The organism is Flavobacterium sp. UBA6195, assembly GCF_002422095.1.
Lineage (GTDB): Bacteria > Bacteroidota > Bacteroidia > Flavobacteriales > Flavobacteriaceae > Flavobacterium.
In genome coordinates this window covers 1-16,922 of the sequence record NZ_DITB01000072.1, presented here as the reverse complement: position 1 = coordinate 16,922, position 16,922 = coordinate 1, and the positions used below count along the sequence as shown (strand labels likewise).

Below are 16,922 nucleotides of genomic sequence, written 5' to 3'. Positions count from 1 at the left end.
TAACTTTGCAAACATAGGAGTCATAGAAGTTTTTCTTAAGTAATACTTTGTGAATAATCAAGTTCATTTAAGCTAACCACTTCTCACTTTTTACTTTTCACTTTTTACTTTTCACTTTTTACTTTTCACTTTTTACTTTTCACTTTTTACTAATTCAAATCAATCATTAAACCAAATAAACTCGTATTGGCAGCGATGGTGTATCTCGAATACGAATAATCGAATTTCACTTTTCCAAATCGAATTCCAAAACCAACTGATATTCCAGAGAAATTACGTTTGTCTACGATTCGTAATTCTTCGCCTCGTCTAAAGTTGTATCCTAATCTTAAGTTGAATCCTTTTTCTGGAAATAATTCGGCTCCTAAAATTACGTGGCGCAATGCGTTATTAAAAAAGGACACCTTTTCTTCTTTAGAAGAACCATCTAAACTTCCTTGTGCTCTGTTGGGATTAGAAAAAGCAATATTCCACTGTTGCAAATTCTCTAATGTAACATGCCAACGAATGGGAACATTCTCCATTAATTGCGAAATACCAGCATCAATTGCTAAAGGTAATTTTTCATTCGTATCTTGATAAGGTTTTATTTGAAATCCTAAATTTCGAACAGTCAATCCATAATTGATATCGTTGTCTACATCAACATACAAAAATCCCAAATCTACAGCAGCTCCCCACGAATTATAACTTTCTAAAGTAGATGAAATCAATTTAACATTAGCACCAACAAACATGTCAGTCCAAGGCAAATTATAGGCATAACCCAGGGATAAAGCCGCTTCACTTCCTGTAAAATCAGAAGTTAAATTTCCAAGTTCATCTCTTCCTTCAAAAGTACCATAATTGATATAGCTAATTCCTGCATGAAAAGTTTGCAAATGCTGATCATAAGTATAGGCATACGCCGCTGTTCCATAGGAAACTTCACCATAATAACTACCATAATTAGCTGATAAACGATTGCTCATTTTTTCATTAATCGTAGCCGGATTATAAAAGGCTTGGTTAACATCGTAATCTACAACAGTAACCGTTTTTCCACCCAAAGCCGCTTGCCTAGGCGATTGTACTAAGTTTAAAAACTGATATACGCTCTTACCTCCTATTTGGCTAAAAGTAGTAGCCGATAGCAGCAGGGATAAAAGGAATACGAGTTTTCTTAGCATTTTTTGTTGTTAATCTTACTTATAACGCAACTGCGAAGATAAAATTATATCGGTTAGGAAACAAAAAAAGAACTCCCAATAAATGAATTATTGAGAGTTCTTAAATTAATCGTATTAAAATTGGAAAATTTAGTTTTTACTTTCCAAGTTTTTAGCATTTTTCACCTTTTGATTGGTAATAGCAATATCTAAAACTTCGCTCATTCTGTCTACGTAATGGAACGTTAATCCTTCTATGTAATCGGGTTTGATTTCTTCGATATCACGTTTGTTTTCTTTACACAAAATGATTTCTTTAATGTTTGCTCTTTTCGCAGCCAAAATCTTTTCTTTGATTCCACCCACCGGTAATACTTTGCCTCGAAGGGTAATTTCTCCCGTCATGGCGATGTGTTTTTTAACTCGTTTTTGAGTAAAAGAAGATACCATAGAAGTTAGCATCGCAATTCCAGCACTTGGTCCGTCTTTTGGCGTTGCTCCTTCTGGAACGTGAATGTGAATGTTATAATTATTCAAAACTTCTGGATTGATTCCTAAAAATTCAGCGTTAGCACGAATGTATTCCAAAGCAATCGTAACCGATTCTTTCATAACCGTTCCTAAATTTCCGGTCATCGTCATCGCTCCTTTTCCTTTCGAAATTAGAGATTCGATGAATAAAATATCACCACCAACAGATGTCCATGCTAAACCAGTAACTACTCCAGCCACATCGTTATTTTCGTATTTGTCGCGCTCCATTCGTGGCGATTTCAATACTTCTAAAATATCGGTATCTGTTACTTTTACGTTGTATGGTTCTTCCATAGCAATCGATTTTGCTGCATGACGCACCATTTGAGCGATTTTCTTTTCTAAACCACGCACACCTGATTCACGCGTATAACCTACTACGATTTTTTCTAATTGTTTTTTACCAATTTGCAAATCTTTAGCCGTTAATCCGTGCTCTTTCAATTGTTTTGGCAATAAGTGTGTTTTAGCAATCTCGATTTTCTCTTCAATGGTGTAACCTGTCATTTCGATGATTTCCATACGGTCGCGAAGCGCTGGCTGAATGGTTGACAAGCTATTCGAAGTGGCAATGAACATCACTTTTGATAAATCATAACCCAATTCCAAGAAATTATCATGGAATTCTTTGTTTTGTTCCGGATCTAAAACCTCCAATAAAGCCGAAGATGGATCACCGTTATGACTTGAAGATAATTTATCTATCTCATCTAAAACAAATACGGGATTCGATGTTTTCGCTTTCTTAATATTTTGAAGAATTCGTCCTGGCATTGCACCAATGTAGGTTTTTCTGTGACCGCGAATTTCCGCTTCATCACGTAAACCACCAAGTGACATTCTAATATATTCTCTTCCTAAAGCTTCTGCAATGGATTTTCCAATTGATGTTTTACCAACCCCTGGAGGTCCGTACAAACATAAAATTGGTGATTTCATGTCGTTACGAAGCTTTAAAACTGCCAAATGTTCGATAATTCGCTTTTTAACATCTTCTAAACCATAATGGTCTTTGTCAAGAATTTTTTGAGCACGTTTTAAATCGAAATTGTCTTTGGTGAATTCGTTCCAAGGCAATTCTAAAAACAACTCGATATAATTTCTTTGAATCCCAAAATCAGGCGAATTTGGATTGGTACGTTGCAATTTAGACAATTCTTTTTCGAAATGTTGCGCTGTTTTATCGTCCCATTTTTTCTTTTTCCCTTTGGCACGCATTTCTTCAATTTCCGCTTCATACGAAACGCCACCCAATTCTTCTTGAATGGTTTTCATCTGTTGCTGCAAGAAATATTCGCGTTGTTGTTGGTCTAAATCGAAACGCACTTTCGACTGAATATCGTTGCGAACTTCTAATTTTTGAAGCTCTAAGTTCATGAAACGCAAAGTTTCAAGCGCTCTGTCTTTTAAATTTGGAATCGATAATAATTCTTGTTTCTCTTCTACCGAAAGATTCATATTAGAAGAAACAAAATTGATTAAAAACGGATTACTTTCGATGTTCTTGATTGCAAAAGTAGCTTCTGTTGGGATACTTGGACTCTCCTTGATAATTTGGATTGCCAATTCCTTAATTGATTCTACAATTGCTTTGAATTCTACGTTTTTTACATCAGGGCGTTCCTCTGCAACCTCTTTAATTGTAGCTCTTAAATAAGGTTCTTCTTGAGTAAAATTTTCAATTTCGAAACGTTTTTTACCTTGAAGAATAACCGTTGTATTACCATCGGGCATTTTTAAAACGCGCATGATACGAGCTACAGTTCCAATATGATGCACGTCATTTGGCGTTGGTTCTTCAACGTTTTCATCAATTTGCGCCACCACACCAATGATTTTACCTTTGGCATTGGCATCATTGATTAATTTAATCGATTTATCTCTTCCGGCAGTAATTGGAATTACTACTCCAGGGAATAAAACGGTATTTCGTAAAGGTAAAATGGCAATATCTTCAGGCAAAGCCTCGTTGTTCATTTCTTCTTCATCTTCAGGTGTCATTAACGGAATCAATTCCGCATCTGGATCCATTTCTTGAAGTGACAAATTGTCAAGCGCTAGTATTTTTTGATTCGGCATAATAATATTTATGGTCTTTTTGTCAGTAATATTCATTTGAAATATCATTCAAAGGTACGCAGAAAAGCGCTATTTTATTGATAATCAAATCATAAAATAATTTTAAATAGCAATTTCAGAAGTAATAGCTCAAGATGTATGCCAAGAACATTACTTTTTAGGAACTCGCAACAAAAGAAGCAATCCTACAACAAAAAATAAGATTAAAAATAAGATAGCATTTTGGATTTTGCCCGTAACATCTGCAATATAACCATAAGTAAACATTCCGATAACAATTCCGATTTTCTCTGCTACATCGTAAAAACTAAAGAACGAAGTAGTGTCATTCGTTCCTTCAGGAATAAATTTAGAATAAGTAGAACGCGATAACGATTGAATTCCTCCCATTACTAATCCTACGAAAGCGGCAGCAATATAAAAATCGTTTGGAGTGATTACAAAATAGGCGTATGTACAAATTAAAATCCAGGAGAAATTTAAACCAATTAAAACTATAATATTTCCATATTTAACAACAAGTTTTGATGTTAGCCAAGCACCTAAAACCGCAATTAATTGAATTAATAAAATACTCACAATTAATCCCATGGTTCGTTTACTATCACTTCCCCATTGCACTTCTTTTTCTCCAAAATAAGCTGCAATAATCATGATAGTTTGCACTGCCATACTATAAACGAAGAAGGCTCCTAAATAACGTCGTAGAGATTTCAATTCTTTTATTTGTTGCCAAACTTTTCGTAACTCTTTAAAACCATTGAATAGTACATTCTTATGCAGTTTGTTTTCGTTTTTATTATTTGGTAAGTAGTAGTAAGTATATTGACTAAAGCCTAACCACCAAATTCCTACTAAAAGAAAGGAATAACGCATCATTTGTAATTTTTGGTTATCCGCTACTAACATAACCATAGCTAAACAAATCAATAACAAAACAACACTACCCACATAACCCAAACTAAATCCTTTTGCGCTGATCTTATCTTGTTGCTCTTTGTGAGCAATATCGGGTAAATAGGAATTGTAGAAAACTAAACTTCCCCAAAAACCTATTAAAGCTAATAAATAGGAAACCAAACTCAAAATTACCGTATCTAACGAAAAAAAGTACAAGCTCATACATGAAATAGCGCCAACATAACAGAAAAGCTTCAAGAAAAACTTCTTATTTCCTAAATAATCGGCAATTCCAGATAATAATGGTGAGATAAAAGCAATGATTAAAAATCCTAAAGCAGTAACATAACTGATTAAAGCTTCACTTCGAATTGAAAGTCCAAACAAACCAATTTCCTCTATATTTTTTTGACGGAATAAAGCTCCATAATATAACGGAAAAATAGTTGAAGAAATCACCAAAGCATATACCGAATTGGCCCAATCGTAAAAAGCCCAAGCATTTAAAAGTTTTGAATCTCCTTTTTGAAGTTGTTGCATAGCAATTGTTTTTAAATAAAAAATCCCGACAGTGTCGGGATTCAAATATAATAGTAATTTTTTAATTATTTAAAAGTTACACCAAACTTAGCGGCTTCGGCTTTAGCCTTTGGAATTAATTCCTTAATCTTAGCGATACGAGTAGCATTACTAGGGTGCGTACTCATAAATTCTGGTGGTGCTTGCCCTCCAGATTGCGCCGCCATTCTTTCCCAGAAAGCAACAGCTGTATCAGGATTATAACCTGCAATTGCCATTAAGGTTAATCCAATCATATCGGCTTCACTTTCATGTGCTCTACTAAAAGGTAACATTCCACCAAATTGAGTAGTAGCTCCATAAGCTGTCATTGCAATTTGTTGTGTTTCTTTGGATTTATTTCCTGTTGCGACTGCAACACCAGCAGCACCAGCTTGTTGCAATACTCCAGCACTCATTCTTTGTTGACCATGATTAGCTAAAGCATGAGCCACTTCGTGTCCCATAACAGTAGCCATACCTGCATCATCTTTACAAATAGGCAAAATTCCTGTGTAAAAAACAATTTTACCACCAGGCATACACCATGCATTAACTTCTTTACTCTCAACTAATTTATATTCCCATGCATATCCATTTAAATAAGTAGCATATCCGTTTGCATTTAACCAACGTTCAGCTGCTACTTTAATTTTTGTACCAACAGTTTCTACTTTTTTAGCATCATTAGTTCCTGTAATTACTTTATTTTCAGATAGAAACTGATTATACTGCTGAAAAGCAGATGGTAAAATTTCACTATTAGGGACTAGAGCTAAAGTATTTTTACCTGTAAAAGGGTTTTTTGCACATGATATTACGATTACTAAAAGTGCTAGGGTGATAATTTTAGTTTTATTATTCATAAGATTAATTTTTAACAAAAATACGATTTATACTTTTAAATTTTAAAAATCCAACATCAAAATTATTACAATTTAAAAACGTAATTTAACTTTATTTTATATGGAAATTTTCATCCTGAAACTCCATTATTTGTAACTTCGCAAAAAAATTTAATAATGCCAAAAAAGAAACAAAAGCAATCACAAGTTATAGAAATACCTAAAATTATTTTGTATACAGCAAAATTTTTGCAAGCTATTTCTCCTAGTTTAACAACTAAATTTGCGGCTAAACTTTTTACCACTCCAATTCGCCATAAATTACCAAAGCGCGAATTACACATGGAACGCGAAAGTCTACAAAAAAGTATTTTAGTCCGTGCCATAAATAAAGAAATCGTATTGTATGAATATGGCAAAAGCGATAAAAAAGTACTTTTAGTTCACGGATGGTCTGGTAGAGGAACGCAATTAGTAAAAATTGCTGATGAATTACTAAAAATGGGCTACATGACGATAAGTTTTGATGCACCAGCACATGGGAAATCAAAAGGAAATTATTCGATAATGACCGAATTTATTGCTTCCATTTTAGAATTGGAAAAACAATACGGTTCTTTTGAATTTGCCATTGGACATTCACTTGGTGGTATGTCGGTTTTGAATGCGATTAAACAAAATCTGAATGTTAAAAAAGCAGTAACCATTGGAGCTGGAGATATTATTCAAGACATTATTGATGATTTTATCAAAAAATTACAATTAAAACCTGAATACGGAATCAAATTACGAGATCATTTCGAAAAACGTTTTGTTGGAAAAATGGATGATTATTCAGCTTACAAAGCAGCTAAAGAAATTAAAATTCCAGTTTTAATCATGCACGATAAAGAAGATGATGATGTTTCCGTGAAAGCGGCTTATCATATTCACGAACATTTAGAAGGTTCCGAACTTGTAATTACAGAAGGTTTGGGACATCGTAAAATTCTTGGCGATGAAGCTGTGATAAACAAAATCAAAGAATTCATTTCAAAATAATAAAGTCCTTCGATTTGAAGGACTTTTGCTTTTTTAGAAGTTTGGAGACAAATTGTATTTTTTGTAAAAGTTATCTAACGCTTCCAATACCTCATCTTCTGTATCAACGACTTTGATTAAGTTCATATCTTCTGGATTGGCGTTTTTCATTTTGTCAATCATTACATTTTTTATCCAATCTAATAAACCTGACCAGAATTCTGTTCCAACTAAAATAATTGGGAATTTTCCAATTTTCTTAGTCTGAATTAATGTTATCGCTTCAAATAATTCGTCTAAGGTTCCAAAACCTCCTGGCATTACCACGAAACCTTGCGAATATTTTACGAACATTACTTTTCTTACGAAGAAGTAATCAAAGTTTAAGTTTTTATCTTTATCGATATACGGATTAAAGTGTTGCTCAAAAGGCAATTCGATATTTAAACCAACTGAAGTTCCGCCTCCATAATGCGCTCCTTTGTTTCCTGCTTCCATGATACCAGGACCACCACCAGTAATTACTCCGTAACCTGCTTTACTAATTTTATACGCGATTTTTTCGGCTAATAAATAATATTTGTCTTCTGGTTTTGTTCTTGCCGAACCAAAAATAGATACACAAGGACCAATTCTTCCCATGGATTCATAACCATTTACGAATTCTGACATGATTTTAAAAATTGCCCATGAATCATTAGTTCTTATTTCATTCCAAGTCTTTTGCTTGAATTTCTCTTGAATTCTGTGTTCTTCGTTTTCGTACTGATCTGCTGCCATAGTAATTTTAGTTAATTTGTTTGTAAACAAACTATTACGATTAAATAATAAAGTTTTAGCAGTGTTGTTGTGTGTAGTAATTAGGTTGCTAAGATAATTCTTTTTTCAAAAACTGCGCCGTATAACTTTTTTTATTTTTCACGATTTCCTCTGGAGTTCCTTTAGCTACAACTTCTCCGCCACCTTTTCCACCTTCGTAACCAATGTCGATAATATAATCCGATAATTTTACAACATCCAAATTGTGTTCGATAATTAAAACGGTGTTTCCTTTATCAACTAACTTATTGATTACATCCATAAGAACTCGAATATCTTCAAAATGTAATCCTGTTGTAGGTTCATCTAAAATATAAAACGTATTACCCGTATCTTTTTTAGAAAGTTCAGTTGCTAATTTGATACGCTGTGCTTCACCACCTGAAAGCGTTGTGCTTTGTTGCCCTAATGTGATATAACCCAATCCAACATCTTGAATGGTTTTTACTTTTCGATAAATTTTTGGAATATTTTCAAAGAAATCCACAGCTTCATCAACCGTCATGTTTAACACGTCAGAAATTGATTTTCCTTTGTAACGAATTTCCAATGTTTCTCTGTTGAATCGTTTTCCCATACAGGGTTCACATTCCACGTAAACGTCTGGTAAAAAGCTCATTTCGATAGTTCGAACTCCAGAACCTTCGCAATTTTCACAGCGACCGCCTTTTACATTAAAACTGAATCTTCCAGGTTTATAACCACGAATCATCGCTTCTGGAACTTGAGTAAATAAAGTTCTAATTTCTGAAAACACATCTGTATAAGTCGCTGGATTAGAACGCGGTGTTCTTCCAATCGGACTTTGATCGATGTCGATTACTTTATCGATATGTTCTAAACCTTCGATTTTCTTGTAAGGTTGTGGCTTTTTAACAGCATTGAAAAAATGCGCATTTAATATCGGATACAAGGTTTCGTTAATTAAAGTCGATTTTCCACTTCCAGAAACTCCGGTAACACAAACCAATTTTCCTAGCGGAATTTCAATCGAAACATTTTTTAAGTTATTTCCCGTAGCACCTGATAATTTGATGTATTTACCATTACCTTCACGACGTGATTTTGGAACTTCAATCTGCATTTTACCACTCATGTATTGAGCCGTAATGGTATTTTCTTTCAACAATTCTTTCGGGGTTCCTTTGCTGATGATTTGTCCACCAAATCGACCTGCTTTCGGACCAATATCAATCACATAATCGGCACGTTCAATCATGTCTTTGTCGTGTTCAACCACGATTACTGAGTTACCAATATCGCGTAAACTTTCTAATGATTTAATCAAACGCTCATTGTCTCTTTGGTGCAAACCGATACTTGGTTCGTCTAAAATATACAAAACGCCAACAAGTTGCGAACCTATTTGCGTGGCCAATCGAATACGTTGTGCTTCACCACCAGAAAGCGATTTTGAACTTCTGTTTAAGGATAAATAATTCAAACCTACATCTAACAAAAACTGCAATCTCGCTGTAATTTCTTTTAAAATTTCAGTTGAAATAACTTGTTGTTTTTCAGAAAGGTGATTTGGTAAATCGGCAAACCATTCGGATAATTCGGCTACGTCCATTTGGACTAATTCACCTATGTTTTTTCCGTTTAATTTAAAATATAACGATTCTTTTCGCAAACGTGTTCCTTCACATTCTGGACAATCGTTTTCATCCATGAATTCTTTTGCCCAACGTTTGATACTTGCCGAATCGGAATTATCGTATTGATTTTTAATGAAGTTAGAAATTCCTTCAAAATCAATTTTATAATCTTTAGTAATTCCCATAACCTTTGAAACGACTGAGAATTTTTCATTTCCACCATACAAAATCATGTCCATTGCTTCTTGCGGAATGGTTTCGATGGCATCGGTTATTTTGAAGTCATATTTTTGTGCGATAATTTCCAATTGCTTAAAAATCCACGAACTTTTATATTCGCCCAAAGGAGCAAAACCACCATTTTTTATGGAAGCTTTTGGATTTGGGATAATTTTTTGAAGATTGATTTCATTCACCGTTCCTAATCCGTTACAACACGGACAAGCTCCTTTTGGAGAGTTGAACGAGAAGTTATTCGGTTCCGGATTTGGATACGAAATTCCAGAAGACGGACACATTAAATTACGACTGTAAAAACGTACTTCTTGACTTTCTTGTTCGATGACCATCATTACATCTTCTCCATGATACATAGCGGTTTTAATACTTTCAGATAAACGTTTATCAGTATCTTCTTCTGTATCAATTGCCATTCTATCGATTACGATTTCGATGTCATGCGTTTTATAACGATCGACTTTCATGCCGTATTCTAAATCACGAATCTCGCCATTTACACGAACTTTTAAGAAACCTTGTTTAGCAATTTGCTCAAATAATTCACGATAATGTCCTTTACGAGAACGAACAACCGGTGCTAAAATATTGATGCGTTTTCCATTGAAATCCTCTAAAATCAATTGCTTGATTTGCTCATCAGAATACGAAACCATTTTTTCACCCGTATTGTAACTGTAAGCATCGGCACCACGAGCGTACAACAAACGTAAGAAATCGTAAATTTCGGTAATGGTTCCTACAGTAGAACGAGGCGATTTACTCGTAGTTTTTTGCTCTATAGCAATCACAGGCGAAAGTCCGTCGATTTTATCCACATCAGGTCGTTCTAATCCACCCAAAAACTGACGTGCATAAGCTGAGAAAGTTTCGATGTACCTTCGTTGACCTTCGGCATAAATAGTATCAAATGCCAATGACGATTTTCCAGAACCCGACAAACCTGTAATAACCACTAGTTTTTCTCGTGGAATTGTAACATCAATATTTTTAAGATTATGGGCTCTTGCTCCAATAATTTCGATTGTTTCTTCTGTGTGTTGCATGTTTTTTTAGCAAAACGCAAAGATACTGATTTCAATTCAATTTTTGTGGTAGACAAATGTGAAGAAATTAAAAAAAGAAAGCGCTATAGTAAACGCTTTCTTTGTCTATTATTGATGTAATCGTTAATAGCTTTTTTTGTGGTAACCCAATTTCTTCCTTCTTTATATGCATCAATTTTTCCTTGACGCGCTAACAAGCTAACATATTCTTGACTGTAAGGAGTATTAGGTTCACTTACAATGTTAGCAATAGATTGATATTCATCATCATTATCACTTGGAATAGAAGTTAAATAGATATTAACCGTTCTTTCTAGAGCTTGACACATTAATAACGTTAACTTTTGATAGTTATTATTATTAGCTTGATTTAAAGCATCGTAATATTTTTTTCTGTCATTTTTTAAGATGATGGCTGGCGGAAAACCTCTTCGCATGAGTAATAAATTCATTGCTAAACGAACGGTTCTTCCATTTCCATCAAAAAAGGGATGAATCCAAACTAATTTGTGATGAAAAATAGTAGCTAATTCAATATCATTCAATTGCAACGGATTTTCATTTACAAATTGAATTAGTTCATCTAGCAAATCTGAAACTTTATTAGCATTTGGCGGAATAAAATTTGCTCCAGTGATTCGAACACCAGCATTTCTAATTCTTCCTGCAAAATCATCTTCAATGGTGCGCAAAACTAAACCATGAAGCGATAAAATATCAATACTTCTCAACACATAATCATCATTAATTATTTGATATAAATAATTAATCGCATGCTCGTGATTTTTAGCTTCAAAATGTTCTCGCAATGATTTTCCTTTCACGGTAATTCCATCTTGAAGTACCATTTGTGTTTCTCGAAGGGATAGTGTATTTCCTTCAATACTATTCGAATTATAAGTCCACTCAATTGAAAGCGACTCTTTAATTTTTGATATAGCAGAATATGGCAGCGGCCTATTTTGATTGAGCACAGCCAATTTATCATACAATCTTTCGAATGTTGATTGAAATTCTTCGCGATATGACAAATCGATATTCCACATAATTCATTTATTACACCACAAAGGTATTAATATCGGATAGGATAAAAAAATATTTTATCCGATATTTAAATATTAGATAATAGAAATTAAATTTTAGATGAAAAATTTTAAAAATTTCTCTAATTTCTAAAATCTGTGTTCCAAAAAACATAAAGTTGAATTTTGAGATTGTACTTGAAGTTGAACTTGATCTTGAACTTGAACTTGAAATAAGACTATTCAATAATCATCGATTTCAAACGCATTCTGTATTTTTCTAGAATGAGTTGTTTGTAAATGAATCCAAGGAAGATTCCATCTTTTAAAACTGGTAAGACTTTACATCCTGATGTATCAAATTTCTCCATAATGGTTTCTAAAGTTTCATCATAGAAAATAATTTCTTTTGGAGGTTGCATGACTTCATATGTTGAAGTGTATTTTACTTTGAATTGTGAGAAAACAATTGGTCTGATTTCATCTAACAATATCAAGCCTAAAAGCGTATTTTTTTCATCCAAGACAGGAAAAATATCAGCATCTGATTGTTGGATTTTCTCAACTAATTCTTCCAAATTATTACTAACCGAAATGGATTTGAAATCAGTTTGAATTAATTTAGCTACATCAATAGAATTCAAAATATTAGCATCACGATTATCCGTAAAGACTTCACCTTTATCTGCTAAATTTTTAATATCGAAGGAATAAGGCTCAAAACGTTTTGAAATTGCAAAACTTACCGAAGAAACAATCATTAAAGGAACCATCAAATTATAACCTCCCGTAATTTCAGCAATAAGGAAAATTGCGGTTAGTGGTGCGTGAAATAATCCGCTCAATATTCCAGCCATTCCTACAAGAGTAAAGTTTCCAATTGGTAACTTGGCGAAACCAATTATATTGAAAAAATAAGCCACACAAAATCCTAAATACGAACCTACAAAAAGTGAAGGTGCAAAATTTCCACCATTTCCACCAGCTCCTAATGTTAAACTTGTGGCATAAACTTTTATCAACATGGTAGCTCCAACAAACAACAAAAGAATCCATTTCGAATCTTCAAAGCGCTCGAAAATAGTATTTTGAACTAATCGTTCAGGATTACTATCTGCCAAAAGTTTGATACTTTCATATCCTTCACCAAATAAAGACGGAAACAAGAAAATCAGTACACCTAAAATTCCTGCTCCAAACAAAGCTTTATTGATGATATTGAATTTTAATCCGCCGAAATAATGTTCAATTTTTCTAAAAGTTCGGGCGTAATTTATCGAAACTAAACCACTTAAAACGCCTAGTAAAATATAATAGGGTAAATTATGATAATCGAAAAATTGTACTTTTTTAAACGAAAACAAGATGTTTTCATTCAACATTACCGTTGAAACCAAAGCACCTGTTGCTGCACTAATCATAATCGGAATAAAGGCTGTAATACTAATTTCAGCTAGTACCACTTCAATGGCAAACAATACTCCAGCAATCGGGGCGTTGAAAGCAGCACCAATTCCGGCAGCGACACCACAGGCTAACAAAAGCGTCCTATCTTTGTAACTTAAACGATAATTTTGCGCATAATTACTCCCAAAAGCAGCCCCCGTAACGGTAATTGGCGACTCTAAACCTGCACTTCCACCCATACCTACCGTAAACGAACTTGTAATGATTTGGGCAAACATTTGCTTTCTAGGCATGATTCCGCGCTTTTTAGCGACAGCATACATAATTTGAGAAGTTCCTTTTTCAATAGAACCATCCAAAACCTTTTTAACAATGATAACGGTGATAATAATACCAATGATTGGCAGCGTACTATTACTGTAAGGAAGATGGAATACATCATCTAATCTTTGAGCTGATTTATAAACCCAATGCGCAAACGTTTTTAGGATAATTACGGCTAAAGCTGAAGAAATTCCAACTAAAACGCACGAAAAATAGATAAACTGCCGTGGTGTTAGTAACGATTTCAAAAGAAAAACAAATCGCTCTAAACGTCGGAAGGTTTTGTGTGTAAACGTTTTTAAGGAAAAAGATTTCTTTCTTGGCATTGTCTTGAAGTATTTTACGAAGGTAAATCTTTAATCTGAAAAATAAAACTAAATTAGAGTAAACGTAAGGCTTCTCTTCTACTTAATGGTTTTAAATTAGTAGAATTTACATAAGCTTCGACTCCATTTGGATTGAATCTACTATAATCGCGCAAAGCCCAACCGATTGCTTTTTGAATAAAAAAATCGTTGGAATCTTTATGTTTTTCGCATTCCGATTTTAAAATTTCGAAATTGGTTTTTTCTTTATAACTCAACTGAAATAAAATAGCACTTCGATTTAACCACATGTTTTCAGAATTTGAAAAACGCACAACTACTTTTAAAGTTTCCGAAGAAAAATGCAACAAATAACCTCCTAAAATATATTTTGCAATCGTATCTACTGAATCCCACCATGAATTAGTAATAATCAACTTTTCAATCAATTGAATATCTTCAAAGACAAAATTCTTCTTGAACTCTTTTACCAGTAAATCTATTGCTGTTTGATGAAATTCGCGTTCTTTCATTTGGAATAATTCCCAAGCAATTGTTCTAAAATTAGACTTGACTTCTGCTTTATTTTGTTCGTAGTTTGATTTGAAAATTGCTCGTCTATTCTCGGTTTTAATTCCAAAATAGGTAAAATTATTCTTCATGTAATTTTCCATTGGAATTGCCAATTCGCTATTGGATGCTTTTCGAAAATCAGCTTCTAAATCACTACAAAATTTCATTGAGTTCCTTTAATTTTTGTTGGCACGAAAATACTAATTCTTCAAAAAACTGAAAAAATTCCGATTCAAATTCAGTATAAAAATCTTGAATTTCCACAATAGCCTCTTGCATGTGTGCACGATGCTTGGTTTTATAATCCATTTGAAAAAGAATCATTTCCAACCCTGCGATTGTTGCATAACTTACTAGCCAATTTCGTCCAATCATATAAGGTAACATTCCTTTTGTTCTTTCGGTGAGAATTTCATAGTTATCTTGCATCAATTGATAAAAATCAGCAGCGTAATCTTCTAAATTTTCTTTGGAATATTTACTCCAATTTTTCGCTAAGAAATGATCGTAAGCAATATCCATAATAACACCGGAATAATGTCCGTATTTTTCGTGTAAACGATGTTTACTTTTGCGATAAATTGGATGTGAATCCGTAAAACTATCAATATGCCGGTGCAACAAAATCCCTTTTTGAAGTGAATTTGGATAATCTAAATATTGGGAACCGCGAATACTATCTGCCATGAAATTGCCAATTTTGACAAAATCATTTTCACCAGACAAATAAATATGAGCGAGAAAATTCATTTAGAACTAATAGTTGTTTCCGTAAATATATAAAAATCTTTACAAGTTTTATAGCATACCAATGCTGAACTTTTTATATTTGTGTTGAATTTGGTTTACTATTAACCTTTTAAACCTGTAACCTTTTAAACAAAAAAATGACTTTAATAAAATCAATATCAGGAATTCGTGGAACCATTGGCGGTGGTGTTGGCGAAAATTTAACACCAGTTGATGCGGTAAAATTTGCATCGGCTTATGGAACATTTTTAAAAATAAGACACGCTTCAAAAGGTAACGAACGCTTAAAAGTAGTAATCGGAAGAGATGCAAGGATTTCAGGACCCATGATTCACAATTTAGTTATGAATACATTGGTTGGATTAGGAATTGATGTTATCGATTTAGGTTTATCCACTACTCCTACAGTTGAAATTGCAGTTCCAATGGAAAAGGCAGATGGTGGAATTATTTTAACCGCTTCTCATAATCCAAAACAATGGAACGCACTTAAATTATTAAACGAAAAAGGTGAATTTTTAAGTGGAAAAGAAGGTGAATTGATTTTACAAATTGCAGAAAACGAAGCATTTAATTTTTCAGAGGTTGATAATTTAGGCGAGGTTACTGAAAACAATGCTTACATGGATATTCACATTGATGAAGTGTTAGAATTGCCTTTGGTAGATGCTGATTTGGTAAAAACTAAGAAATTCAAAGTAGTTGTGGATGGTGTAAACTCTTCAGGTGGAATTATTATCCCAAATTTATTAGAACAAATGGGCGTTGAAGTAGTAAAATTATATTGCGAACCAAACGGTCATTTTCCACATAATCCAGAACCTTTAAAAGAACACTTAGGTGATATTTGTAAATTAGTTGTAGAAGAAAAAGCTGATTTCGGAATCGTAGTTGACCCTGATGTAGATCGCTTAGCTTTCATTTCAAATGATGGTGAAATGTTTGGTGAAGAATATACTTTAGTAGCTGTTGCTGATTATGTTTTATCAAAAACTCCTGGAAATACAGTTTCTAATATGTCGTCTTCTCGTGCTCTGCGCGATATTACAGAAAAACACGGCGGAACGTATCAAGCAAGTGCTGTGGGAGAAGTAAATGTGGTAGAATTAATGAAGAAAACTAACGCAATCATTGGTGGTGAAGGTAATGGAGGAATTATTTATCCATCATCGCACTATGGTAGAGATAGTATAGTGGGTGTTGCTTTGTTTTTGACCTATTTAGCCAATCAAGATAAAACGGTTGCTGAAATTAGAGCTAGTTTTCCACAATATTATATGAGTAAAAACAAAATTGAGTTAACACCTCAAATTGATGTTGATAATGTTTTAGCTACGCTAACCGAAAAATACAAAACAGAGAACATCTCAACTATTGACGGAGTAAAAATTGATTTCCCAACAGAATGGGTACATTTAAGAAAATCAAACACAGAACCGATTATCAGAATATATACCGAAGCTCCAACACAATCAGAAGCGGATGTTTTAGCAGAAAGATTTGTCAAAGAATTAAAAGAAATAGCAGGAATATAAAACAAAAAAGGTCAGATTTAAATCTGACCTTTTTTTATTTTACAATTATCTTTCTTGTTGTAGTTTGAGTTCCATTTGATAATTTTACTAAATACATTCCTGCACTTAATTCTAACCTAACACGAGTTTCGTTTTCAAAATTTTCTGTCTGAAGTAACTGCCCAGTAACCGTAAAAATTTCTACTTTTGAAGTTCCTTCTAATCCAGAAATAATTAAGAATT

Annotated in this window: 13 protein-coding genes; 2 read left to right on the top strand and 11 right to left on the bottom strand. The window is 33.5% G+C overall.

Annotated elements, in window-relative coordinates; translation table 11 throughout:
- Positions 1 to 149: 149 nt before the first annotated feature.
- From porQ to B4I81_RS06340, 4 genes are all read right to left on the bottom strand, one after another.
- On the bottom strand, positions 150 to 1,169 hold the full coding sequence (gene porQ, locus B4I81_RS06355) for a type IX secretion system protein PorQ (protein WP_291108865.1): 1,020 nt from the start codon (positions 1,167 to 1,169) through the stop codon (positions 150 to 152).
- A gap of 129 nt (positions 1,170 to 1,298) precedes the next feature.
- Positions 1,299 to 3,761: an endopeptidase La gene (lon, locus tag B4I81_RS06350; protein WP_291108867.1), complete on the bottom strand. Its 2,463-nt coding sequence runs from the start codon at positions 3,759 to 3,761 to the stop codon at positions 1,299 to 1,301.
- A 150-nt stretch (positions 3,762 to 3,911) separates the two neighbouring features.
- On the bottom strand, positions 3,912 to 5,201 hold the full coding sequence (locus B4I81_RS06345; RefSeq protein ID WP_291108863.1) for an MFS transporter: 1,290 nt from the start codon (positions 5,199 to 5,201) through the stop codon (positions 3,912 to 3,914).
- A 65-nt stretch (positions 5,202 to 5,266) separates the two neighbouring features.
- Positions 5,267 to 6,085, bottom strand: coding sequence for a M48 family metallopeptidase (locus B4I81_RS06340; protein WP_291108861.1), 819 nt, complete (start codon positions 6,083 to 6,085; stop codon positions 5,267 to 5,269).
- Positions 6,086 to 6,241: 156 nt separating this feature from the next.
- Here B4I81_RS06340 and B4I81_RS06335 point away from each other — a divergent pair, with 156 nt between their 5' ends.
- Positions 6,242 to 7,105: an alpha/beta hydrolase gene (locus tag B4I81_RS06335; protein WP_291108859.1), complete on the top strand. Its 864-nt coding sequence runs from the start codon at positions 6,242 to 6,244 to the stop codon at positions 7,103 to 7,105.
- A gap of 33 nt (positions 7,106 to 7,138) precedes the next feature.
- Here the strand turns inward: B4I81_RS06335 and B4I81_RS06330 are convergent, their stop codons facing one another.
- From B4I81_RS06330 to B4I81_RS06305, 6 genes are all read right to left on the bottom strand, one after another.
- Positions 7,139 to 7,864 carry a TIGR00730 family Rossman fold protein gene (locus B4I81_RS06330; protein WP_291108857.1) on the bottom strand — a complete coding sequence of 242 codons (726 nt, stop codon included), beginning with the start codon at positions 7,862 to 7,864 and terminating at the stop codon, positions 7,139 to 7,141.
- An 88-nt stretch (positions 7,865 to 7,952) separates the two neighbouring features.
- Complete coding sequence (uvrA, locus tag B4I81_RS06325) at positions 7,953 to 10,784, bottom strand: excinuclease ABC subunit UvrA (RefSeq protein ID WP_291108855.1); 2,832 nt, start codon at positions 10,782 to 10,784, stop codon at positions 7,953 to 7,955.
- Positions 10,785 to 10,867: 83 nt separating this feature from the next.
- The gene (locus tag B4I81_RS06320; protein ID WP_291108853.1) at positions 10,868 to 11,830 is read right to left on the bottom strand and encodes a Fic family protein; all 963 of its coding nucleotides are present in this window, start codon (positions 11,828 to 11,830) and stop codon (positions 10,868 to 10,870) included.
- A 215-nt stretch (positions 11,831 to 12,045) separates the two neighbouring features.
- Positions 12,046 to 13,863: a chloride channel protein gene (locus B4I81_RS06315; protein WP_291108852.1), complete on the bottom strand. Its 1,818-nt coding sequence runs from the start codon at positions 13,861 to 13,863 to the stop codon at positions 12,046 to 12,048.
- A gap of 53 nt (positions 13,864 to 13,916) precedes the next feature.
- The gene (locus tag B4I81_RS06310) at positions 13,917 to 14,582 is read right to left on the bottom strand and encodes a DNA alkylation repair protein (RefSeq protein WP_291108850.1); all 666 of its coding nucleotides are present in this window, start codon (positions 14,580 to 14,582) and stop codon (positions 13,917 to 13,919) included.
- Positions 14,569 to 15,165 carry an acyl carrier protein phosphodiesterase gene (locus B4I81_RS06305; protein WP_291108848.1) on the bottom strand — a complete coding sequence of 199 codons (597 nt, stop codon included), beginning with the start codon at positions 15,163 to 15,165 and terminating at the stop codon, positions 14,569 to 14,571. Before B4I81_RS06305 ends, B4I81_RS06310 begins: the two co-directional genes overlap by 14 nt.
- A gap of 137 nt (positions 15,166 to 15,302) precedes the next feature.
- On the opposite strand from B4I81_RS06305, the gene glmM reads away from it, so the two are divergent.
- Positions 15,303 to 16,700 (top strand): phosphoglucosamine mutase, encoded by a 1,398-nt coding sequence (gene glmM, locus B4I81_RS06300; protein WP_291108846.1) that lies wholly within the window; start codon positions 15,303 to 15,305, stop codon positions 16,698 to 16,700.
- 34 nt (positions 16,701 to 16,734) lie between these two features.
- Here the strand turns inward: glmM and B4I81_RS06295 are convergent.
- Positions 16,735 to 16,922 (bottom strand): T9SS type A sorting domain-containing protein (locus tag B4I81_RS06295; protein WP_291108844.1); only part of this gene is annotated, 188 nt, incomplete at its 5' end.

What these genes read in the sequence shown, in the direction of transcription:
- B4I81_RS06340 (WP_291108861.1), bottom strand. Translation starts at nt 6,085, where the DNA reads ATGAATAATAAAACTAAAATTATCACCCTAGCACTTTTAGTAATCGTA.
- B4I81_RS06310 (WP_291108850.1), bottom strand. Translation starts at nt 14,582, where the DNA reads ATGAAATTTTGTAGTGATTTAGAAGCTGATTTTCGAAAAGCATCCAAT.
- B4I81_RS06345 (WP_291108863.1), bottom strand. Translation starts at nt 5,201, where the DNA reads ATGCAACAACTTCAAAAAGGAGATTCAAAACTTTTAAATGCTTGGGCT.
- B4I81_RS06320 (WP_291108853.1), bottom strand. Translation starts at nt 11,830, where the DNA reads ATGTGGAATATCGATTTGTCATATCGCGAAGAATTTCAATCAACATTC.
- porQ (WP_291108865.1), bottom strand. Translation starts at nt 1,169, where the DNA reads ATGCTAAGAAAACTCGTATTCCTTTTATCCCTGCTGCTATCGGCTACT.
- B4I81_RS06305 (WP_291108848.1), bottom strand. Translation starts at nt 15,165, where the DNA reads ATGAATTTTCTCGCTCATATTTATTTGTCTGGTGAAAATGATTTTGTC.
- uvrA (WP_291108855.1), bottom strand. Translation starts at nt 10,784, where the DNA reads ATGCAACACACAGAAGAAACAATCGAAATTATTGGAGCAAGAGCCCAT.
- B4I81_RS06315 (WP_291108852.1), bottom strand. Translation starts at nt 13,863, where the DNA reads ATGCCAAGAAAGAAATCTTTTTCCTTAAAAACGTTTACACACAAAACC.
- B4I81_RS06335 (WP_291108859.1), top strand. Translation starts at nt 6,242, where the DNA reads ATGCCAAAAAAGAAACAAAAGCAATCACAAGTTATAGAAATACCTAAA.
- glmM (WP_291108846.1), top strand. Translation starts at nt 15,303, where the DNA reads ATGACTTTAATAAAATCAATATCAGGAATTCGTGGAACCATTGGCGGT.
- B4I81_RS06330 (WP_291108857.1), bottom strand. Translation starts at nt 7,864, where the DNA reads ATGGCAGCAGATCAGTACGAAAACGAAGAACACAGAATTCAAGAGAAA.
- lon (WP_291108867.1), bottom strand. Translation starts at nt 3,761, where the DNA reads ATGCCGAATCAAAAAATACTAGCGCTTGACAATTTGTCACTTCAAGAA.